The sequence below is a fragment of the Klebsiella terrigena genome, assembly GCF_006539725.1.
Taxonomy (GTDB): domain Bacteria; phylum Pseudomonadota; class Gammaproteobacteria; order Enterobacterales; family Enterobacteriaceae; genus Klebsiella; species Klebsiella terrigena.
On the sequence record NZ_BJNO01000001.1, the window covers coordinates 416061 to 435771 of the forward strand.

21 protein-coding genes are annotated in these 19711 nt (G+C 59.5%); 7 read left to right on the forward strand and 14 right to left on the reverse strand.

Annotation, left to right across the window (positions count from 1 at the left end):
* Positions 1 to 269 precede the first annotated feature (269 nt).
* The 6 genes from RTE01_RS01935 to sad form a co-directional block, all read right to left on the reverse strand.
* On the reverse strand, positions 270 to 1721 hold the full coding sequence (locus RTE01_RS01935; protein ID WP_134526078.1) for a tagaturonate reductase: 1452 nt from the start codon (positions 1719 to 1721) through the stop codon (positions 270 to 272).
* 103 nt (positions 1722 to 1824) lie between these two features.
* Positions 1825 to 2355 carry a GNAT family N-acetyltransferase gene (locus tag RTE01_RS01940; RefSeq protein ID WP_041145628.1) on the reverse strand — a complete coding sequence of 177 codons (531 nt, stop codon included), beginning with the start codon at positions 2353 to 2355 and terminating at the stop codon, positions 1825 to 1827.
* Between the two features lie 90 nt (positions 2356 to 2445).
* Entirely contained in the window at positions 2446 to 3858 is a 1413-nt protein-coding gene (locus RTE01_RS01945) for a GGDEF domain-containing protein (protein ID WP_041145629.1), read from the reverse strand.
* 115 nt (positions 3859 to 3973) lie between these two features.
* The gene (locus tag RTE01_RS01950) at positions 3974 to 4339 is read right to left on the reverse strand and encodes a DUF4186 domain-containing protein (protein WP_041145630.1); all 366 of its coding nucleotides are present in this window, start codon (positions 4337 to 4339) and stop codon (positions 3974 to 3976) included.
* A complete protein-coding gene (glsB, locus tag RTE01_RS01955; protein WP_041145631.1) occupies positions 4339 to 5265 on the reverse strand; it encodes a glutaminase B in 927 nt (308 codons plus the stop codon). Before glsB ends, RTE01_RS01950 begins: the two co-directional genes overlap by 1 nt.
* 79 nt (positions 5266 to 5344) lie before the next feature.
* Positions 5345 to 6730: a succinate-semialdehyde dehydrogenase gene (gene sad / locus RTE01_RS01960; protein WP_134526081.1), complete on the reverse strand. Its 1386-nt coding sequence runs from the start codon at positions 6728 to 6730 to the stop codon at positions 5345 to 5347.
* Between the two features lie 118 nt (positions 6731 to 6848).
* Here sad and ptrR point away from each other — a divergent pair, with 118 nt between their 5' ends.
* Positions 6849 to 7727 carry a putrescine utilization regulator PtrR gene (ptrR, locus tag RTE01_RS01965; RefSeq protein WP_045858233.1) on the forward strand — a complete coding sequence of 293 codons (879 nt, stop codon included), beginning with the start codon at positions 6849 to 6851 and terminating at the stop codon, positions 7725 to 7727.
* Here the strand turns inward: ptrR and RTE01_RS01970 are convergent.
* Positions 7681 to 8163, reverse strand: coding sequence for a GNAT family N-acetyltransferase (locus RTE01_RS01970; RefSeq protein WP_134526084.1), 483 nt, complete (start codon positions 8161 to 8163; stop codon positions 7681 to 7683). The two genes, ptrR and RTE01_RS01970, sit on opposite strands and share 47 nt — an antisense overlap.
* Before the next feature lie 98 nt (positions 8164 to 8261).
* Positions 8262 to 9065, reverse strand: a complete 804-nt coding sequence (locus tag RTE01_RS01975; protein ID WP_041145635.1) for a PhzF family phenazine biosynthesis protein — start codon at positions 9063 to 9065, stop codon at positions 8262 to 8264.
* Between the two features lie 200 nt (positions 9066 to 9265).
* On the opposite strand from RTE01_RS01975, the gene RTE01_RS01980 reads away from it, so the two are divergent.
* Positions 9266 to 10462: a sugar transporter gene (locus RTE01_RS01980; protein ID WP_134526087.1), complete on the forward strand. Its 1197-nt coding sequence runs from the start codon at positions 9266 to 9268 to the stop codon at positions 10460 to 10462.
* 64 nt (positions 10463 to 10526) lie between these two features.
* On the opposite strand, the gene RTE01_RS01985 is transcribed toward RTE01_RS01980, so the two are convergent.
* Entirely contained in the window at positions 10527 to 11195 is a 669-nt protein-coding gene (locus tag RTE01_RS01985) for a MarC family NAAT transporter (protein WP_134526090.1), read from the reverse strand.
* Between the two features lie 248 nt (positions 11196 to 11443).
* On the opposite strand from RTE01_RS01985, the gene marR reads away from it, so the two are divergent.
* The 3 genes from marR to marB are packed head-to-tail and all read left to right on the forward strand — an operon-like array spanning position 11444 to position 12513.
* On the forward strand, positions 11444 to 11878 hold the full coding sequence (gene marR / locus RTE01_RS01990; RefSeq protein ID WP_041145638.1) for a multiple antibiotic resistance transcriptional regulator MarR: 435 nt from the start codon (positions 11444 to 11446) through the stop codon (positions 11876 to 11878).
* A gap of 17 nt (positions 11879 to 11895) precedes the next feature.
* Positions 11896 to 12276 (forward strand): MDR efflux pump AcrAB transcriptional activator MarA, encoded by a 381-nt coding sequence (gene marA / locus RTE01_RS01995; protein WP_004862191.1) that lies wholly within the window; start codon positions 11896 to 11898, stop codon positions 12274 to 12276.
* Between the two features lie 30 nt (positions 12277 to 12306).
* Positions 12307 to 12513, forward strand: a complete 207-nt coding sequence (gene marB / locus RTE01_RS02000; protein WP_041145639.1) for a multiple antibiotic resistance protein MarB — start codon at positions 12307 to 12309, stop codon at positions 12511 to 12513.
* Positions 12514 to 12556: 43 nt separating this feature from the next.
* Here marB and eamA read toward each other — a convergent pair whose 3' ends face one another.
* Complete coding sequence (eamA, locus tag RTE01_RS02005; protein ID WP_041145640.1) at positions 12557 to 13456, reverse strand: O-acetylserine/cysteine exporter; 900 nt, start codon at positions 13454 to 13456, stop codon at positions 12557 to 12559.
* A gap of 194 nt (positions 13457 to 13650) precedes the next feature.
* Between eamA and ydeE the strand changes: the two genes are divergently transcribed.
* On the forward strand, positions 13651 to 14847 hold the full coding sequence (ydeE, locus tag RTE01_RS02010; RefSeq protein WP_115192675.1) for an efflux MFS transporter YdeE: 1197 nt from the start codon (positions 13651 to 13653) through the stop codon (positions 14845 to 14847).
* A 116-nt stretch (positions 14848 to 14963) separates the two neighbouring features.
* A complete protein-coding gene (locus tag RTE01_RS02015) occupies positions 14964 to 15434 on the forward strand; it encodes a helix-turn-helix domain-containing protein (RefSeq protein WP_134526093.1) in 471 nt (156 codons plus the stop codon).
* A gap of 48 nt (positions 15435 to 15482) precedes the next feature.
* Here RTE01_RS02015 and urtE read toward each other — a convergent pair whose 3' ends face one another.
* Genes urtE through urtB form a run of 4 tightly spaced genes read right to left on the reverse strand, consistent with a single transcriptional unit; the run spans position 15483 to position 19626 of the window.
* A complete protein-coding gene (gene urtE / locus RTE01_RS02020) occupies positions 15483 to 16181 on the reverse strand; it encodes an urea ABC transporter ATP-binding subunit UrtE (protein WP_041145643.1) in 699 nt (232 codons plus the stop codon).
* 9 nt (positions 16182 to 16190) lie between these two features.
* The gene (gene urtD / locus RTE01_RS02025) at positions 16191 to 16988 is read right to left on the reverse strand and encodes an urea ABC transporter ATP-binding protein UrtD (protein WP_041145644.1); all 798 of its coding nucleotides are present in this window, start codon (positions 16986 to 16988) and stop codon (positions 16191 to 16193) included.
* On the reverse strand, positions 16988 to 18061 hold the full coding sequence (gene urtC, locus RTE01_RS02030) for an urea ABC transporter permease subunit UrtC (RefSeq protein ID WP_115192673.1): 1074 nt from the start codon (positions 18059 to 18061) through the stop codon (positions 16988 to 16990). Before urtC ends, urtD begins: the two co-directional genes overlap by 1 nt.
* On the reverse strand, positions 18061 to 19626 hold the full coding sequence (gene urtB / locus RTE01_RS02035; RefSeq protein WP_134526096.1) for an urea ABC transporter permease subunit UrtB: 1566 nt from the start codon (positions 19624 to 19626) through the stop codon (positions 18061 to 18063). The genes urtC and urtB overlap by 1 nt, the downstream gene beginning before the upstream one ends.
* Between the last annotated feature and the right edge of the window lie 85 nt (positions 19627 to 19711).

Consider the following 19711-nt stretch of genomic DNA (forward strand, 5'->3'; position numbering starts at 1 on the left):
CCATTTATAGATGAGCCGCGGCATCAGGGCGTCCCAGAACGCGATCGAGGCCATGAATTTGCACATTTACGCTAGTTTTCAGCATCAGCAGGAGACCGTGCCCTCGGATTCAGGCGTGGAGAATGCGCCATCTGCCATTCTGTAGAACGAAGCGGCGCAGAAGCATCAGGTCTGCTCGCTCAATTTAACTGACGACTTAATGTATGTTGTAACTATTTAGAGGGGATAAATAACCCGGCAATCGCCGGGTCAACGTTTTGAACGGGATATCAGCAGAGCGGTGTAACCGCCTCGCGCATGCCTTTAAGCAGGATGGCATCGAGGTCGAGGGTTACCTGCTCCACCAGACCGGGAATCTGGCTCAAATCCTGCTGCCAGTGCGCCTCGACCGACAGCACCGCTTTCACCAGTTCACTCGTACTCAGCTGCGCGTCACGATGCGCGGACCACAGCGCCCGGTAGCGCTCTATCCAGTCGGCATCGTCCTGCAGCGGATAGTTTTGCTCATTGCGCTCGCCGCGATAGAACGCCATCAAGGCCGCCAGCGCGAAGGTCAGCCGGGGGGCTAGTTTACCGTTTTTCGCCTGCCCCGTCAGCAGCTGCGGCAGAATGCGGGTGCGGTATTTCGTCATGCCGTTGAGCGCAATCGACAGCAGCTGATGCTTAATGTAGGGATTGCGGAAGCGCCCGGTTACCGCGCTGGCGAAAGTCTCCAGCTCTTCGCGGGGTAAGTCCAGCTGCGGAATAATTTCCTCGTAAATCGCCTTTTCGACGAACGAGCAGATCTGGCTATCGTTCATCGCTTCCCCGACGGTATCCAGCCCTGCCAGGAAGGCAACCGGCACCAGCGCGGTATGCGCGCCGTTGAGAATCGCCACTTTACGCTCTTTGTAGGGCTTAATATCGTCGACAATCAGGACGTTAAGCGCCAGCTTATCGAGGCGCAGCTCCGCAGCCAGCGATTTAGGCCCTTGAATAACGAAGAGATAGAAGTGCTCGGCGGTCGCCAGGAAGGCGTCTTTGTAGCCGAGCTGCTGTTCGATTTGCAGCGCTTCATCGCGCGGATAGCCGGTGACGATGCGGTCCACCAGCGTTGAACAGAAGGTATTCGCCTCATCCAGCCAGGCGCTAAAAGCTTCCGGCAGCGCCCACTCTTTGGCGTAGCGCAGGACCAGCTCGCGCAGGGCTTCGCCGTTATAGTCGATAAGCTCGCAGGGAATAATGACCCAGCCTTTATCGCTGGCGCCGGAGAAGCAGCTGTAGCGCTCAAACAGCAGGCGCGTCAGCTTAGCCGGATAGCTTACCGCCGGGGCATCGTCAAAGCGGTCTCCCGCATGGTAGCTGATACCCGCTTCGGTGGTATTGGAAAACACAAAGCGGATATCCGGGTTGTGCGCCAGGCGCAGGTATTCGGCATAGTCCGCATAGACGCTGATTTCCCGGGTAATGCTGCGGATCATGCGCGCATCGCTAACCGCCTCGCCCTTCTCGTTCAGCCCGCGAATAATCGTGGTATAGAGGCCGTCCTGTACGCTCAGCGACGGCGGGAACTCGCTCTCAATGGGGCGCACGATGACGACGCCGGCGTTCAGGTCGGTATGCTCATTGAGCAGATCGACCTGCCAGTCGATAAAGGCGCGTAAGAAGTTACCTTCGCCGAACTGGATAACGCGTTCAGGATACTGCGCGCCGGGAAAATCGCGACGATTTAGTGCTTTCACAATGGGTTCCCTCATAGAGTAGTCATACAACCTGGGTAATTGGTGTAATAACTTATCAGCTTTCTCTACGACTAAAACCCCGTTTTGATCAAACCATCGGCGGTTATTGCAGGAACTTATAGAACAACGAGGTGGCGGTCATCTTTCCGTCCGGCATCAGCGCATAGCGCGGAATTTCCCCGGCTTTTTCCCAGCCGCACTGAACGTAGAAGCGCTCGGCGCCGCTGCCTGTTGCGGTATCCAGCACCAGCACGGATTTACCCTGGTCGCGGGCAACCTCCTCCAGATAGTTCATCAGCGCGTTGGCCAGCCCCTGCCGCCTGGCATTTTGGTGAACCAAAAGTTTAGCCACGTCCGCGCGGTGTGGCTGGTTTTCCGGCTGGCTGACAATAAGCTGGACGGTACCGACAATCTGATGGTGTTCATTTTCCGCCACCATCACAATACGCTCTCCGGCGGCAACGCTTTGCGCCGTCCGCTGCCAGAAGTCGCTGGCCGTTTGCGCGGAGAAGGGCAGCATAAAGCTGACCGACGCTCCGCCGTTCACGCAGCTGGTCAAAATGTCGGTTAACGGTTGAATCTGGTCGAGGATTTCTTCACGCGAGAGCGTGCGCAGGGAAAAGGATGTGGTCATGATAGGTTCCTTAAAATTGACCACATCACTATGTTTTTAACTTAAATTTAACACAAGCAAAATCACTATCGTTTTTTCTTATTACCGCCTTCAGGCCAGTCCGGGGGTACAAACGCGATTGCGCCCCGCTTTCTTGGCGCTCACCAGATAGTCGTCGGCGGCCATCAGCAGCTGATTAAAGAGCTCGGTTATTCGCTCGTTTCCTACCGGACGAGACTCCAGCCCCATGCTCACGGTCAGGCGGATCTGATTCTGTCCCCAGACAAAGGTCTGCGCCTCAACGCCCTGGCGGATTTTCTCCGCCAGCGCCTGGCTCTCCTGCATCGATGAGGTCAGGGTCGCCACGGCGAACTCCTCCCCGCCGATGCGCGCCACCATTCCCTGTTCGCCCGCCAGCTGGCGCACCTGCTGGGCAAACTGCGCGAGAACGCAATCGCCGCACTCGTGCCCCCAGCTGTCGTTGACCCGCTTAAAGCCGTCGATATCCAGCACCATTACGGTCAATAGCTGCCCTTCCGCCAGCGGCTGCCGCTTCAGCGCCTCGCCGAGTCCGGAGCGCGAGTAAACGCGCGTCTGGAAATCAAAATCGGCGCGCAGCGCCAGCTGTTTCACCAGATTATTTATCGCCTCGACGCTCGAGGCGACGATCACCGGGCTAATCAGCATCGCGGCGATGCCAAGACGGGTGGAGAAGAGCTGCCACGGCTGCATCCGCGCGTCGGGAGAGAGATGAATCAGCGAGTTTGCCACAAGCAGAATTTCGCTGATGCCGGTTATAAACGTCAGCAGGCAGGTCAGCGGCAGCGGATAGCGAATGGCGCACCAGATCAGCGCCGGCAGCGGGAAGGTAATGCTCCCTGCTCCGCCCACGCTAACCCCGAGAATAATCGACAGTACCAGCGCGATAACCGGCAGAAGCTGGCGGAAACGGAAGGCGCCGAGCGCGGAAGGCAGCGTCAGCGTCAGAATAAACGGCAGGATCAGCACCGCGGTCGAGAACTGCTCGCTAAACCAGTCCGCCAGCTGAGGAATAAAGGTGGCGCGCTCGACGTCCACCGAACCCAGCGCGCCGACGGCCGCGCACAGCAGCGCCGCCAGCAGGCAATAGCAAAACAGGCTCAGCGCATTAATTGGCCCGGGCATAGAATCAGCGCGGCGTTTATCCCACAGCACCAGCTGTGCCAGGGTCACAATAAAGACAATATTGGAGAAATTAATCAGCAGCGAAGCAAAGCCCATTCCCCAGCGCGAGGTTAAGCCGTCATAAACCAGCATCGCGGCAAAGCAAACCGCGTAAAAATAGCTGCGGTTTAGCCAGACGTAACGCGCGAAGATCCCTGCCATCACGGCATTCAGCGGCCAGAAAAACGAAAGTTCCTGCACCAGGCGCAGCATGGCGCCAAAGAAATGAAGCAGCAGCGTTAACGTGAATAACACCAGCGCATCACGCACGGGCTGCTCCTCACGAAACAGCGTGAATGACCGAATCGACAGTGAAGACATTCAGTAATTATCCGTCTAATTGTTTCAGGCAATTATTATGTTAATAATTAGTTAGCGGATTATCATAGCATGAGAATATTTATCAGGCATACATATGCCTGATTGTTGCTCACTATCAATGGCCGGGAGAATTCATCTGCAGCACCAGCCAATGGTGAATAACCTGCACAACGTAGCGCTGCTCGTCGGCGCTCAGCGCCCGGCCTGGCGGGATCGCGTGCCACTTTTCGAGGCAGCCGCGACAGCAGGTGGCGGTGGCGTGCTGGGCGATAAATACCGGATGACCGCGCATCGGCGTTTGCTTGCCGTCATTCGGGATATTCGCCGGCGCCAGTCGGCGGGCAATAAAATCCGCCGCGTGCTGGTCAATCGTCTCCGCGCCTTTATCGAAACAGTATTGCCGCTCTTTTATTCCCAGCTTAAAGCGGGAGCGAAAGGCCGACCGCTGCAGCCGGCTAAATAAACCGTTGAACGTATCCATCAGAATACCGACCTTCCCACCTTCTGCGTGAGTTTCTCCAGCACCGCGATCCCGGCCAGCGAATTCCCGGCCTGGTCCAGCTCCGGGCTCCATACCGCAATAGCCATCTCCTGGGGAACGATCGCCACAATCCCGCCGCCTACGCCCGATTTTGCCGGCAGCCCGACGCGCCAGGCAAACTCCCCGGCGTTTTGATACATCCCGCTGGTCATCATCAGGGCATTGACCTGGCGTGACTGAATCGGTGCGATCACCGGCGTATCGAGATGCGGCGCCATGCCGCGATCGGCGAGGAACAGAAAGGTCCGCGCCAGCTCAACGCAGCTCATCTCCAGCGAACAGTAGTGGAAATAGTTTTGCAGCACCGTCGCGACGTCGTTATGAAAATTGCCGAAGGACTTCATGAGCCAGGCAATCGCCGCATTGCGCGCCGAATGCTCAAACTCAGAGCGCGCCACCAGCGGGTCGTAGGCGATATCCGCCACGCCGCTCAGGCGTCGGACAATTTCCAGCATCCGCTGGCGCGGCGCGCTGAGGCGGCTTTGCAGCATATCGCACACCACCAGCGCCCCGGCGTTAATAAAGGGGTTGCGCGGTTTTCCCTGTTCGATTTCCAGCTGCAGGAGCGAGTTAAACGGCTGGCCGGAGGGATCTTTCCCCACCCGCTGCCAGATCTCCTCCTCCTGATAGTGGTTCATCGCCACCACCAGACTGAGCACTTTAGAGATGGATTGAATGGAAAAACGCTCATGGGCGTCACCGGCAAAATAGTGCTGCCCGTCAACCGTGCAGATCGCGATGCCAAGCTTATTGCCGCTCACGCTGGCCAGCGCCGGAATGTAGTCCGCCACCTTGCCGCGCCCAATCAGCGGCCTGATTTCCGCCAGAATTGCATCCAGCATTGCATTATTGATGACCGTCGCCACACCCGGCTCCTTGCCCACATCCAAATTCGGGCTGCGAGTATAGCAGAGCGCGGCGACGGGCGTCAGGCGCTAACGTCGATTAGCGGCGGTCTTTCCATACGGTCTGCACGTTACAGAACTCATGCAGCCCAAAGTGCGAGAGCTCACGACCGAAGCCGCTTTTCTTCACGCCGCCAAAGGCCACCCGCGCGTCGCTGGCGCTGTAGCCATTGATAAAGACCCCGCCGCACTCCAGCTGGCGGGAGAAGCGGTCGGCCTCTTCGACGCTGGCGGTAAAGACGGTGGCCGACAGGCCAAATTCGCTGTCGTTAGCCAGTTCGAGAGCGTGCGCGGCGTCGCGAGCCACGGTGATGGTGGCAACCGGGCCAAATAGCTCCTGGCGGAAACCGGTCATTTCCGCGGTCACGTTACCCAGCACCGTCGGCGCATAGTAGTTACCGGCACCGGCAAGCTTTTCGCCGCCGAGCAGCAGGGTCGCCCCTTCCGCCAGCGTCGCCGTCACCTGCTGATGGAGCTCGTCGCGCAGGTCGAAACGCGCCATCGGCCCAAGATAGTTGGCCTCATCGCGCGGATCGCCCATTTTCAACGCTGCAACGCCGGCAACGAATTTTTTGCTGAACGCATCGGCAATCCCGGCCTCGACGATAAAGCGCTTCGCCGCCGCACACACCTGCCCGGTGTTCTGGTAGCGTCCGATGACCGCCGCCTTCACCGCTTCGTCGAGGCTGGCGTCGTTGAGCACGATAAACGGATCAGACCCTCCCAGCTCGAGGACGCACTTCTTCAGCGCGGCACCGGCCTGGGCGCCGATCGCCTTCCCGGCGCGCACGCTGCCGGTTACCGTCACCGCGGCAATACGCGGATCGTTAATGGTCTGCGATACGCCGTCATTGGTGGCGTTAACCCAGCCAAATACGCCGGCCGGCAGCCCGGCCTCAGCGAAGATATCGCCGATCAGCGCCGCGCTGCCCATGACGTTCGGCGCGTGCTTGAGCAGATAGCTGTTGCCCGCCAGCAGGATCGGTACCGCGCCGCGCAGGACCTGCCACAGGGGAAAGTTCCACGGCATAATCGCCAGAATGGCGCCCAGCGGGCGGTATTCGATAACCGCCTTATTCTCTTCGACCTGGGTGGCTTCGGTTGCCAGCATTGCCGGACCGTGTTCAGCGTACCAGTCGCAGAGATTGGCCGATTTAGTCACTTCGCCGCGGGCCTGGGCAATCGGCTTGCCCATCTCCAGGCTTATCATCTGCGCCATCTCTTCCGCCCGGCTGCGCAGGACGCTGCCGACCTGACGCAGCGCATCGGCGCGCTGGGCTACGCTGGCGGCGCGCCACTGACGATAGCCCTGCCCCGCAAGACCAATCGCCGCATCGACCTCTTGCTCAGTAGCCCAGGGCAGAGACGACACAATTTCACCGGTGGTCGGGTTCACGGAAACCGCATGAGTTGCAGATAAATTCATCGTTATTCTCTCTGTATTGATGGCGAATGTTGATTGCGAACTGACCTCATTCTGGCTTACGCTTCCATTCATTGAAAATGAATAATATTAAGCAACCCGTTCACAAAAGAAGAATACTATGGACCTGACCCAGCTTGAGATGTTCAACGCCGTCGCCGCCACCGGCAGCATTACCCAGGCCGCGCAGAAGGTGCATCGCGTCCCTTCGAACCTCACCACCCGCATTCGCCAGCTGGAGGCCGACCTTGGCGTAGAGCTGTTTATCCGCGAGAACCAGCGCCTGCGCCTTTCTCCCGCCGGCCATAGCTTTCTGCGCTATAGCCAGCAGATCCTGGCGCTGGTCGATGAGGCGAGAATGGTGGTGACCGGCGATGAGCCGCAGGGGCTGTTTTCGCTCGGGTCGCTGGAGAGTACCGCCGCGGTCAGGATCCCTTCAGCGCTGGCGCTCTATAACCAGCGCTACCCGAAAATCCACCTGGCGCTCTCAACCGGCCCTTCCGGCAATATGATCGACGGCGTGCTGGAGGGCACCCTGAGCGCGGCATTTATCGACGGACCGCTGGTGCACCCTGGCCTCGAAGGCCTGCCGGTGTTCCCGGAAGAGATGATGATCGTCGCCCCCGTGGGCCATGCGCCGATTACGCGCGCCAGCGAGGTGAACGGCGTCAACGTTTACGCGTTTCGCGCCAACTGCTCCTACCGGCGCCATTTTGAAAGCTGGTTTCACGCCGATCGCGCCACCCCCGGGCGGATCCATGAGATGGAGTCCTATCACGGCATGCTGGCGTGCGTGATTGCCGGCGCCGGGCTGGCGCTGATCCCGCGCAGCATGCTGGAGAGCATGCCCGGCCATCAGCAGGTTTCCGCGTGGCCGCTGGCCGAAGAGTGGCGCTGGCTAACGACCTGGCTGGTGTGGCGGCGCGGGGCGAAAACCCGCCAGCTGGAGGCGTTTATAGCGCTGCTGAACGAAGATCGGCAACGAGCAGTTTCTCCATAAACAGGCTCAGCGGATCTTCCTGATAGGGGGCAAAGGGGCTGCGCGTTTGATAGCCGCTGCGGGTATAGAGCCTGACGGCGGCCTGCTGGTAAATGCCGGTTTCGAGGCGCACGGTGTGGCAGTCGCGGCGGCGAGCCTCGCTTTCCAGCGCCTCCAGCAGCCGTTCGCCCAGCATCTGCCCGCGATGGTTAGGATCGATAAACACCCGCTTCATTTCGCCAAAGCCATCGTCGTCAAGGACGATAGCTCCGCAGCCCACCGCCTGCTGGCTGTCATCCCTGATCAGCAGCACGATAACCGACTCCGCCTTTAGCTGGCTCAGGTCGACAAGGTGGTTGCTCTCTGCGGGATAGAGTGATTCCTGAAAAGCATCCAGTTGGGCAATCAGGGCGGTCAGGTCGGGATGGGACAACGAGGTTGGGGCGATGGTGTACATTGCTGGCTCCTTTTTTTTGAGCCACTGTAGCGCACGCGTAGGCCGGTCGTTCATAGCATTAACTTATCGCGCCGCTCCTCCCTGAGCGGCGCGCTCTTTTACGCGTTGACCTGGCGCAGAGCAACTTTGCCAATCAGGTAGGTTACCGCCTGGCCGCCAATCAGCACCCGCTCGCCCTGCCACTGACAGCGCAGGTCGCCGCCGCGGGCCGATACCTGACGCGCCTGCATCTGCGTTTTGCCAAGCCTCTCGCCCCAGTAAGGGATCAGCATGCTGTGGGCCGAGCCGGTGACCGGATCTTCGGCTACACCCTCGCCGGGACAGAAGAAACGGCTAACGAAGTCGTACTCCTCGTCCGCCGCGCTGATACAGACCATCTTGCCGAGCCGCTGGAGCTGGTGCATGTCCGGACGGACGGCCTCAACCTGCTGACGATCCGCCAGCACCACCAGATAGTCACGCCCGACCCGCACCTCCAGCGCGTGGCTAATTCCCAGCCCGGCCAACAGCTCGGCGGGCGGGTTGGCAACTTCAGTCGTCGACCACGCCGGGAAGTCGAGGGTCAGCCAGTCACCGTTGCGCGTCACCTGCAGCTCGCCGACAAAACGGGTGCTGAATACGATCGTGGCGGACGGATGGTCAAGGTATTCAAAAATAACGTGCGAGGCCGCCAGCGTCGCGTGGCCGCACAGGTCAATCTCATACTGCGTGGTGAACCAGCGCAGCTCATAGCCTTCATCGGTGCGCACGAAGAAGGCGGTCTCCGACTGATTATGCTGCTGCGCCATTTTCAGCAGCGTCTCGTCAGGCAGCCACTCGGTGAGCGGGCATACCGCCGCGGCATTACCGCCAAAGTTACGATCGCTGAAAGCATCTACCAGATAAAAATCAATTTCCTGCATCGCTATAGTCCTTTTTTATTACTTATCCTCAACATGACATAAAAGCGCGATGTGCACACGATCCAGAGAGAAATTAATCTGTTAGCCCGTTTATCACCGCAACGGGAAAATGAGACGCAGATCACAAAATGATTGTATTTTCAGCAGCAATCGTTTTAAGATCGCCTTCTCTTCTTCCTCTAAGCACTAGTTCAAAACCTATGATTACAAACACGGTTTCACGCAGGGTCGCGTGGCTTCGGGTAGTCACGCTGGCGATCGCCGCTTTTATCTTTAATACCACCGAATTCGCGCCGGTCGGCCTGCTGTCCGATATTGCCGGCGGCTTTGGGATGGAAACCGCCCAGGTCGGCATGATGCTGACTATTTACGCATGGGTTGTGGCCCTGATGTCGCTGCCGTTTATGCTGCTCACCAGCCAGATGGAGCGCCGCCGCCTGCTAATCGGCCTGTTTATTCTGTTTATTGCCAGCCACGTGCTGTCGTTTTTTGCGTGGAGCTTTAACGTGCTGGTGATCAGCCGTATCGGTATCGCCTTTGCCCACGCGGTGTTCTGGTCCATTACCTCGGCGCTGGCGATCCGCATGGCGCCGCCGGGAAAACGCGCCCAGGCGCTGAGCCTGATCGCCACCGGCACCGCGCTGGCGATGGTCTTTGGTATTCCCATCGGCCGCATCGTTGGTCAGTATTTCGGCTGGCGCACCACCTTCCTGGTCATCGGTCTTGGCGCGCTGGTCACGCTGGTGTGTCTCTACAAGCTGCTGCCGAAGCTGCCAAGCGAGCACTCCGGTTCGCTGAAAAGCCTGCCGCTGCTGTTTCGCCGCCCGGCGCTGCTCAGCATCTATCTGCTGACCGCTATCGTGGTGACGGCGCACTACACCGCGTACAGCTACATTGAGCCGTTTGTGCAGACGGTGGCCGGTATGAGCGGTAATTTCGCCACCGTCTTGCTGCTGGTGCTCGGCGGCGCGGGGATTATCGGCAGCGTGCTGTTCGGCAAGATGGGCAATAAGCACGCTTCGGGGCTGATTAATATGGCGATTGGCCTGCTGCTGGCCTGTCTGCTGCTGCTGCTGCCGGCCTCGCAAAACGCCAACCACCTGATGCTGCTGAGCATCTTCTGGGGCGTGGCGATTATGATTATCGGCCTCGGAATGCAGGTTAAGGTACTGGCGCTGGCCCCGGACGCAACCGACGTTGCGATGTCGCTGTTCTCGGGGATCTTTAATATCGGTATCGGCGCCGGCGCGCTGGTCGGTAGCCAGGTGAGCACCCATCTGTCGATGGCCTCTATCGGCTACGTCGGAGCCATTCCGGCGCTGGTAGCGCTGGTCTGGGCGGTGATGATTTTCCGCCGCTGGCCGGTGTCGCTGGAAGAGCAGCCCCACCACTCCTGATAGCGGCAATAAAAAAGCCGGATAGCGCTACGCTGTCCGGCTTTTTTGATCGGCTGTTTACCCGTCAGGCATGATAGGTGGTAATGATTTCCAGCACCCCGTTAATAATAAACTGCACGCCCATGCACACCAGCAGGAAGCCCATCAGGCGGGAGATCGCCTCGATGCCGCCCTTCCCGACCATACGCATAATCGCCCCGGAGCTGCGCAGACAGCCCCACAGAATGATCCCTACCAGGACGAAGATAATCGGCGGCGCCACCAGCACCACCCAGTTGGGGAAATCAACGCCGTGTTTCACCGTCGACGCCGAGCTGATGAGCATCGCAATGGTCCCGGGACCTGCCGTACTCGGCATCGCCAGCGGCACGAAGGCGATATTGGCGCTCGGCTCATCGACCAGCTCTTCCGATTTCATCTTCGCTTCCATCGAATCATGCGCTTTGTGCTGCGGGAAAAGCATCCGAAAACCGATAAAGGCGACAATCAGCCCTCCGGCAATACGCAGTCCGGGTATCGAAATGCCAAAGGTGCTCATGACCACCTGACCGGCGTACCACGCGACCATCAGAATAATGAACACATACACCGAAGCCATCAGCGATTGTCGGTTACGCTCGGCGCTGTTCATGTTGCCCGCTAACCCGAGGAACAAGGCCACGGTAGTGAGCGGGTTTGCCAGCGGCAATATCACCACTAACCCTAACCCTATCGCTTTAAAGAGTTCGATCATGATTAATTAAGGCCCTGTTAATATTACACTATTAAAAAAGTTTCCCGGCGCAAGTATAGCTTTTATGCCGTTGGTCTTGCCAGCGCTTATCTTGCTTCTGCCGCCGCGCCAGCGCCGTCTCGCCCCCGCTATCGGCGCTATTTATTGCCGCTTTAGCAAATCGTGTCATCAGCTAATTCATCAGGTTGACTTATGATTGCCTAGGCAATAATATCCACAGCAATTAAATAATTGCCTGGGCAACCATTGTGAAAAGCACAAGTGACCTGTTTAACGAAATGATCCCCCTCGGTCGCTTGATCCAGATGGTTAACCAGAAAAAAGATCGCCTGCTCAACGAGTACCTCTCTCCGATGGATATCACTTCCACCCAGTTCCGGGTGCTCTGTTCCATTCGTTGCGAAGTATGCATTACCCCCGTTGAGCTGAAAACCGTGCTCTCGGTCGACCCAGGCGCAATGACGCGCATGCTCGACCGCCTGGTCTGTAAAGGCTGGATTGAACGGTTACCCAACCCCACTGACAAACGCGGCGTGCTGGTGCAGTTAACGCCAGACGGCGCGGCGCTATGTGAGCAATGTCATCAGGTTGTGGGTCAGAAATTGCACCAGGAATTAACAAAAAATCTGTCGGCGGATGAAGTGGTCACCCTTGAGTATTTACTCAAGAAAGTCCTGCCGTAATAAGAAGAGGTAAGATGATGTCCAGACGCAATAACGACGCCATCACTATCCATAGTATTTTGTCGTGGATCGAAGATAACCTGGAATCGCCGCTGTCGCTGGAGAAAGTGTCTGAGCGCTCAGGTTACTCTAAATGGCACCTGCAAAGAATGTTCAAGAAAGAGACCGGTCACTCCTTAGGCCAGTACATCCGCAGCCGCAAGCTGACCGAGATCGCCCAGAAGCTCAAGCAGAGCAACGAGCCGATTCTCTACCTGGCGGAGCGCTACGGATTTGAATCACAGCAAACGCTGACCCGAACCTTTAAAAACTATTTCGACGTTCCGCCGCATAAATATCGCATGACAAATATGCCGGGTGAATCCCGCTATCTAATGCCACTGAACAACTGTTGTTAATCGCCTGCAAAAAGACGTATTGAGGAAATCATGAAACTATTCGCTGCCGCCGCCCTTGTGCTGGTCGCCCTGGCTTCAGGCCAGAGCTATGCGGAGCAAACCACGACCCCGGTTCGCCATAACCACCGCGATGCGATGATAATGCCTTCCGAACATAACGATTCGCCGTTTGATTTTAATCATATGGCTGCCGGTAGCGACAAGTCAGATGAGCTAGGCGTGCCGTACTACAATTAACCGCACGACTCCGGTCTTTTAGCCCCGCACTGCGGGGCTTTTTTTATCCCCGCGGTGCGCTGACGCGAACCCGCCGCAGGCCAAAGACGTTAATATAGAGCCCGGCCATAATCAGCACCGCCCCGGTGAGCTGTAGCCCGCTCAGGGTTTCGCCAAGCAGCAGCGCGGCGCTGGCCATCCCCACCACCGGCACCAGCAGCGAGAGCGGCGCCACCCGCCAGGTCTCGTAGCGCCCGAGCAGCGAACCCCAAATCCCGTAGCCGACAATCGTGGCGATAAACGCCAGGTAGAGCAGCGAAAGCACGGTCAGCAGATCGATCTGCACCAGGCTGGCAACCATTTTTTGCGGGCCATCGAGCAGGTATGAGGCCAGCATAAACGGCAGCACCGGGATCAGCGCGCTCCACACCACCAGCGACATGATCTGCGGCTTCTCCTGCCGCGACATGATTTTCTTATTGAAGATATTCCCGCAGGCCCAGCTCAGCGCCGCCGCCAGGGTCAGCATAAACCCGACCATCGGCACATGCTGCGCGCCGAGGCTCGCCTCTACCAGCACCAGCACGCCGAAAATCGCCAGCGCGATGCCGGCCAGCTGCTTGCCCTGCAGACGTTCACCAAAGGTAAACACGCCGAGAATAATGGTGAAGAAGGCCTGCGCCTGCAGCACCAGCGACGCCAGCCCGGCGGGCATGCCGAGGCCGATGGCGCAGAACAGAAAGGCGAACTGCCCAAAGCTTATCGTCAGGCCGTAGCCCAGCAGCAGGCGCAGAGGAATTTTGGGCCGCGCCACGAACAGCAGCGCCGGGAAGGCGACGAGTAAAAAACGCAGCCCCGCCAGCATCAGCGGCGGCATGTTGTGAAGCCCGAGCTTAATCACCACAAAATTAAGCCCCCAAACGACCACCACCAGCAGCGCCAGCAGTCCGTCTTTACGTGTCATACCCTGTCCCGGCCATTACGCGAATTTTTATCAATGAAATCAAAGTAACGGAAAAATCCTCATTCGGATAGATCATTATTTTTAGCAGGGCCGCTATGCCCCTTTTGTCATAGGGGAATGCTATACAAGCCTGAAAGAGCATGTTATTTGTGAACAGCACTACAAAAAAATAACATTTATCAGGCAAGGAAAAAATGATACCGACCCTCAGGCGCTCAACGATAGCGCTGCTGGCTTCATCGCTGCTGCTTACCATCGGCCGCGGCGCGACGCTCCCTTTTATGACCATCTTTCTTACCCGTCAGTATCAGCTGGAGGTGGACAAAATCGGCTATGCCATGTCTATCGCCCTGACGGTTGGGGTGGTGTTCAGCATGGGGTTCGGCATTCTGGCCGATAAGTTCGATAAAAAGCGCTATATGCTGGTCGCCGTGACCGCCTTTATCTGCGGGTTTGTGGCGATCCCGCTGGTAAACAGCGTCCCGCTGGTGGTCTTTTTCTTCGCCCTGATCAACTGCGCCTATTCCGTCTTCTCCACCGTATTGAAGGCGTGGTTTGCCGACGTGCTAACGCCGGAGAAGAAGGCGCGGATCTTCTCGCTCAACTATACCTTCCTCAATATCGGCTGGACCGTCGGCCCCCCGCTCGGCACCCTGCTGGTGATGCACAGCATTAACCTGCCGTTCTGGCTGGCCGCCGCCTGCGCCGCGTTTCCGCTGGTGTTTATCCAGCTCTTCGTCCAGCGGACCTCGGCGGCAATCGCTGCGGATAGCGCCAGCCCGTGGTCGCCCTCGGTGCTGCTGCGCGATCGGGCGCTAATGTGGTTTACGCTCTCCGGGCTGCTGGCGTCGTTTGTCGGCGGCTCTTTCGCCTCCTGCATTTCCCAGTACGTGCTGGTGGTCGCCGACAGCGACTTTGCCGAGAAAGTGGTGGCGGTCGTTCTGCCGGTCAATGCCGCGGTGGTAGTGGCGCTGCAGTACGCCGTCGGACGCAGGCTGAACGCGCGCAATATCCGCCCGCTGATGACCTTCGGTACGCTATGCTTTGTCATCGGGCTGGGCGGGTTTATTGTTTCCGGCAGCAGCCTGCTGCTGTGGGGCGTGTCGGCGGCGATTTTTACCCTTGGCGAGGTTATCTATGCGCCAGGAGAATATATGCTGATCGACAACATTGCGCCGGCGGGCATGAAGGCCAGCTATTTTTCCGCCCAGTCGTTAGGCTGGCTTGGCGCCGCGTTTAATCCGATGATCACCGGGGCGATTCTGACCCATATGCCGCACTGGTCGCTGTTTGTGGTGCTGATGGTGGCGATTATCGCCGCGTGGCTGATGATTTTCCGCGGCATGAACAATCCTCCGCGGCAAAAAAGTTATCCGGTCGCCAGCGCCTGAAGCCTGCCGCCACGGGGCTGTCGGGTCGGTGTCGGGTTACTGTCGGCAGAGGATCGTGGCGGCCAACGGCGCAAACCAGCAGGCTTCATCTCAGGTTTCATCCGGAGATAGAAAAAATGAACGGTATTAATCAGGTTAAACAGTTACGTCTGCAGCGCGCGTGGTCTCAGGAGCAGTTAGCCGAACTGGCCGGCGTCAGCGTGCGCACCATTCAGCGCATCGAAAACGGCGATCGCCCGGGCCTGGAAACGCTCAGCGCCCTCGCCGCCGTATTTGAGGTTAACGTGGCCAGTCTGAGCGACGACGCGCCCGTCGGTCACGAAGAGTCGCTCGATTTACGCATTGAGGAAGCCAAAGAGCGGGTCCATCAGGAGAGCCGCTTCTTTCGCTCGCTGTCGGTCGCGGTGGTGGTTTGCATCCTGCTGGCGGTACTCAACCGGGTCAACAGCCCCGCAAGCGACTGGTCAGCGTGGGTCGCCGCCATCTGGGGCGCGCTGCTGCTGGTGAGAGCTGCCCGGCTGTTTGTCTTCGGCGGAATGACCCGCAGCTGGCGCCAGGCCCGGCTGCAGCGATTGTTACGTAAATAGACTCCGTTCAGCGCGACGTCAGGCGTCGCGCTGAACGGTTATTGCGGCTTAGATAGCCACCATCCCGCGCACGCCCTCGGCTTCCATATCCGCGCCCTTTCCCTGCTGAATAATTGTCCCTCGCGACATCACCAGATAGTGGTCGGCAAGGGCAGCGGCAAAATCATAGAACTGCTCAACCAGCAGGATCGCCATGTCGCCACGGTTCGCCAGCTGGCGGATAACTTCGCCGATCTCCTTAATCACCGAGGGCTGAATGCCCTCCGTTGGCTCGTCGAGGATCAGCAGCTGCGGCCGGCTTGCCAGCGCCCGGCCAATCGCCAGCTGCTGCTGCTGACCGCCGGAGAGATCGCCCCCGCGCCGCTGCTTCATTGTTTTTAACACCGGAAACAGCTGATAGATCTCCTCCGGAACCTGACGCGCGTCGCGGGCGGAAAAGCGCGACAGCCCCATCAGCAGGTTCTCTTCAACGGTGAGGCGGGGAAAGATCTCTCGCCCCTGCGGGACATAGGCGATCCCGGCCTGTACGCGCTGGTGGGGCTTACGCGCCGTGATGGTCTTATCCTGCCATATCACCTCGCCGCTGCGCGCCGGGACCAGCCCCATCAGGCACTTCAGCAGCGTGGTTTTTCCGACGCCGTTGCGCCCCAGCAGGCAGGTAATCTCCCCCGGCCGGGCGGCAAAATCGACGCCGCGCAGAATATGGCTGCCGCCGTAGTATTGATGTAACTGGTTAACCTGCAGCATCGGCGCTCCTTAGCGTCCAAGATAAACGTCAATCACCTGTTCGTTGGCCTGCACCTCGCGCAGCGAGCCTTCCGCCAGCACCTGTCCCTGATGCAGCACGGTTACCCGGTCGGCAATTGTTTCAACGAATCCCATATCATGTTCAACCACCATCAGCGAATGCTCGCCGGCGAGGGTGCGGAACAGCTCGGCGGTGTATTCGGTTTCGGCGTCGGTCATACCGGCGGCAGGTTCATCCAGCAGCAGCAGGTGCGGCTCCTGCACCAGAAGCATGCCGATTTCAAGGAACTGCTTCTGCCCGTGCGACAGCAGCCCCGCCTGGCGCCCGCGCTCGCCATCGAGGCGCAGCAGGCGCAGGGTCTCGCTGATGCGATCCTCCTGCTCCCCGCTCAGCCGCGCCCGCAGGCTGGCCCAGACCGATTTATCGCTTTTCAGCGCCAGCTCAAGATTCTCAGCCACCGTCAGCGCTTCAAAGACCGTCGGCTTTTGAAACTTTCGCCCAATCCCCTGGCGGGCAATGGCTATCGGGTCAAGGGACATCAGGTCGATGGACTGATCGTACAGCGCCCTGCCGCTCTGCGGCCGGGTTTTGCCGGTAATCACGTCCATCAGGGTGGTTTTTCCGGCGCCGTTGGGGCCGATAATACAGCGCAGCTCGCCCACGCCAATCTGCAGCGAGAGATCGGTTAGCGCCTGAAAGCCGTCGAAGTTGACGTTAATCTTTTCCAGCTGCAGCACCGGGTCGGTTTGCTCGCGAAAGCGATCCGTCGGCAGTTGGCGGGTAAACAGGCCGTCATCCGGTTGCATTAGCGGTCTCCTTTACGCAGCAGGCCAATCACCCCACGCGGTAAAAAGAGCGTGACGATGATAAAAATCAGTCCAAGAAACAGCTGCCAGTACTCCGGGATCGCCATCGTGAAGTAGCTTTTCGCGCCGTTGACCAGCCCCGCGCCCAGCACCGGGCCGACCAGGGTTCCGCGCCCGCCGAGCGCCACCCAGATGGCGGCCTCAATCGAGTTAGTCGGCGACATCTCGCCTGGGTTAATAATCCCCACCTGCGGGACATACAGCGCCCCCGCCAGCCCGCACAGCACGGCGGAGAGCGTCCACACCAGCAGCTTAAAGCCGCGCGGATCGTAGCCGCAGAACATCAGCCGGTTTTCGGCGTCGCGCACCGCGGTCAGAATGCGGCCAAACTTGCTGGTCGCCAGGCGAAAGCCTATCCACAGCGTTAACAGCAGCAGCAGTACCGTCGCCATAAACAGCGCCGCGCGGGTGCCGGTCGCGGTGACGGAGAAGCCGAGCAGCGTGGTAAAGCCGGTAAAACCGTTGTTGCCGCCGAAGCCGGTCTCGTTGCGAAAAAAGAGCAGCATGCCGGCGTAGGTCAGCGCCTGGGTCATTATCGAGAAGTAGACCCCTTTGATTTTGGAGCGAAAGGCAAACCAGCCGAACACCAGCGCCAGCAGCCCGGGAACCAGCACCACCAGCAGCATCGCCCAGGCAAAGTGCTGGGTTCCCCACCAGAACCACGGCAGCTCGGTCCACGACAGGAAGGACATAAACGCCGGCAGACCGTCGCCGGCCGCCTGACGCATCAGATACATGCCCATCGCATAGCCGCCCAGCGCAAAGAAGATGCCGTGGCCCAGCGACAGCATGCCGGCATAGCCCCACACGAGGTCCAGCGCCACCGCGACGACGGCGTAGCAGAGGATTTTTCCGGTCAGGGTCAGCAGCCAGGTCGGCACCGCCAGCGGATGCGACTGAGGCAGCAGCGCCAGAAACGGCATGCTCAGCAGCGCGAGGATCGCCAGCAGCCCAAGCCACCGCAGCGGCCGCGGCGCGTTGCGCGCAAGTCGTAAGGTCATCGGTTGGCTCATCAGTCAATCACCCTGCCTTTTAACGCGAACAGCCCCTGCGGGCGTTTCTGGATAAACAAAATAATCAGCACCAGGATCAGAATTTTGCCCAGCACTGCGCCCAGCTGCGGTTCGAGGATTTTGTTAAAGATCCCGAGGCCAAATGCCGCCACCACGCTGCCCGCCAGCTGGCCGACGCCGCCCAGCACCACCACCAGAAACGAGTCGATGATATAGCCCTGGCCGAGCTCCGGGCCGACGTTGCCGAGCTGCGACAGCGCGACGCCGCCCAGCCCCGCGATCCCGGAGCCGAGACCAAACGCCAGCATATCCACCCGCCCGGTCGGCACGCCGCAGCAGGCGGCCATGGCCCGGTTCTGCGTCACCGCCCGCACGTTCATGCCCAGACGGGTTTTATTCAGAATCAGCCAGGTAAAGAACAGAACGAGGATCACAAAGCCGAGCACCGCCAGACGGTTCCACGGCAGGATCAGGTTGGGCAGCACCTGCATGCCGCCGGAGAGCCACGCCGGGTTCGCCACTTCGACGTTTTGCGCGCCAAACAGCATCCGCGTCAGCTGAATAAGCATCAGGCTGATCCCCCAGGTCGCCAGCAGCGTTTCCAGCGGGCGCCCGTAGAGATGACGAATAATGGTACGCTCCAGCGCCATGCCGATCCCGGCGGTGACCAGAAAGGCCACCGGCAGAGCAATCAGCGGATAGAGCGCCAGCCACTGCGGGGCGAACTGGGAGAGAGCCTGCTGCACCAGCCAGCAGCTGTAGGCGCCGATCATCAGCATTTCGCCGTGGGCCATATTGATGACCCCCAGCAGTCCGTAGGTGATGGCCAGCCCCAGCGCCGCCAGCAGCAGCACCGAACCAAGCGACAGCCCCATAAAGGCCTGGCCGAGAATTTCGCCGAGCAGCAGCCGCTGTTTAATCTGGCTCAGGCTGTCGGCCGCCGCGCTGCGTACGCCGGCATCAGGCTCATGCTGCGCATCGGTAAAGGGCATCAGCAGCGCCTGCGTTTCGGGGTCGGAGGAGTGGCCCAGCCGCTCAACCGCCGCCAGCCGCTGCTCTCTGGCAGGGCTGCTGAGCTGAAGGCGAGCCAGCGCCATCTCCAGCTGCGTTTTGACGCCGTCATCCGTTTCTGCCGCCAGCCGCTGCTGCAGCAGCCCGCTCATTTCCGGCGTGGCTTCTCGCTGAAGGATCTTCACCGCCGCCGCCCTTTCAGTGACACTGTCACTCACCAGCAGGTGCGTGGCCAGCGCGCCGGCGGCCAGGTTGCGCAGGCGGTTGGTGAGCCGCACCGGTTTGGGGGTGCCTGAAGGTTCCGCCGCCGCGCCCAGCGCCTGCTGGTTGCTGAAGGCGTGGCCGCTGCTATCAACCTGCAGCGTTTCCGCCGCTAAGGCGTGCAGCAGCGGCAGACGCTGGGCCTGCGGAGCGGCGGCCCACTGCTCAAGCAGGCGCGCCTGCTGGCTGCGGTTTGCCGTCACGAAATCATCCGCGTCCGCCGCCTGCGCGCGCCACGGCAAAATCATCACCAGCAGCGCGAAGTAGTAACCCATGATGCGCAGCGCCTTCATGATTGCTCTCCTTGTGGCGTTCCGGATCGCCCGGACGCTCGTTAATGCACGTTCCACCCGCCCGGGCCGTAGCCCGGGAAGGTGA

Bases quoted from the DNA above. Each gene is read 5' to 3' on its own strand.
- RTE01_RS01940 (WP_041145628.1), bottom strand. From the start codon at position 2,355: ATGACCACATCCTTTTCCCTGCGCACGCTCTCGCGTGAAGAAATCCTC.
- RTE01_RS01945 (WP_041145629.1), bottom strand. From the start codon at position 3,858: ATGTCTTCACTGTCGATTCGGTCATTCACGCTGTTTCGTGAGGAGCAG.
- RTE01_RS01950 (WP_041145630.1), bottom strand. From the start codon at position 4,339: ATGGATACGTTCAACGGTTTATTTAGCCGGCTGCAGCGGTCGGCCTTT.
- sad (WP_134526081.1), bottom strand. From the start codon at position 6,730: ATGAATTTATCTGCAACTCATGCGGTTTCCGTGAACCCGACCACCGGT.
- ptrR (WP_045858233.1), top strand. From the start codon at position 6,849: ATGGACCTGACCCAGCTTGAGATGTTCAACGCCGTCGCCGCCACCGGC.
- RTE01_RS01970 (WP_134526084.1), bottom strand. From the start codon at position 8,163: ATGTACACCATCGCCCCAACCTCGTTGTCCCATCCCGACCTGACCGCC.
- RTE01_RS01975 (WP_041145635.1), bottom strand. From the start codon at position 9,065: ATGCAGGAAATTGATTTTTATCTGGTAGATGCTTTCAGCGATCGTAAC.
- RTE01_RS01980 (WP_134526087.1), top strand. From the start codon at position 9,266: ATGATTACAAACACGGTTTCACGCAGGGTCGCGTGGCTTCGGGTAGTC.
- RTE01_RS01985 (WP_134526090.1), bottom strand. From the start codon at position 11,195: ATGATCGAACTCTTTAAAGCGATAGGGTTAGGGTTAGTGGTGATATTG.
- marA (WP_004862191.1), top strand. From the start codon at position 11,896: ATGTCCAGACGCAATAACGACGCCATCACTATCCATAGTATTTTGTCG.
- marB (WP_041145639.1), top strand. From the start codon at position 12,307: ATGAAACTATTCGCTGCCGCCGCCCTTGTGCTGGTCGCCCTGGCTTCA.
- eamA (WP_041145640.1), bottom strand. From the start codon at position 13,456: ATGACACGTAAAGACGGACTGCTGGCGCTGCTGGTGGTGGTCGTTTGG.
- ydeE (WP_115192675.1), top strand. From the start codon at position 13,651: ATGATACCGACCCTCAGGCGCTCAACGATAGCGCTGCTGGCTTCATCG.
- RTE01_RS02015 (WP_134526093.1), top strand. From the start codon at position 14,964: ATGAACGGTATTAATCAGGTTAAACAGTTACGTCTGCAGCGCGCGTGG.
- urtE (WP_041145643.1), bottom strand. From the start codon at position 16,181: ATGCTGCAGGTTAACCAGTTACATCAATACTACGGCGGCAGCCATATT.
- urtD (WP_041145644.1), bottom strand. From the start codon at position 16,988: ATGCAACCGGATGACGGCCTGTTTACCCGCCAACTGCCGACGGATCGC.
- urtC (WP_115192673.1), bottom strand. From the start codon at position 18,061: ATGAGCCAACCGATGACCTTACGACTTGCGCGCAACGCGCCGCGGCCG.
- urtB (WP_134526096.1), bottom strand. From the start codon at position 19,626: ATGAAGGCGCTGCGCATCATGGGTTACTACTTCGCGCTGCTGGTGATG.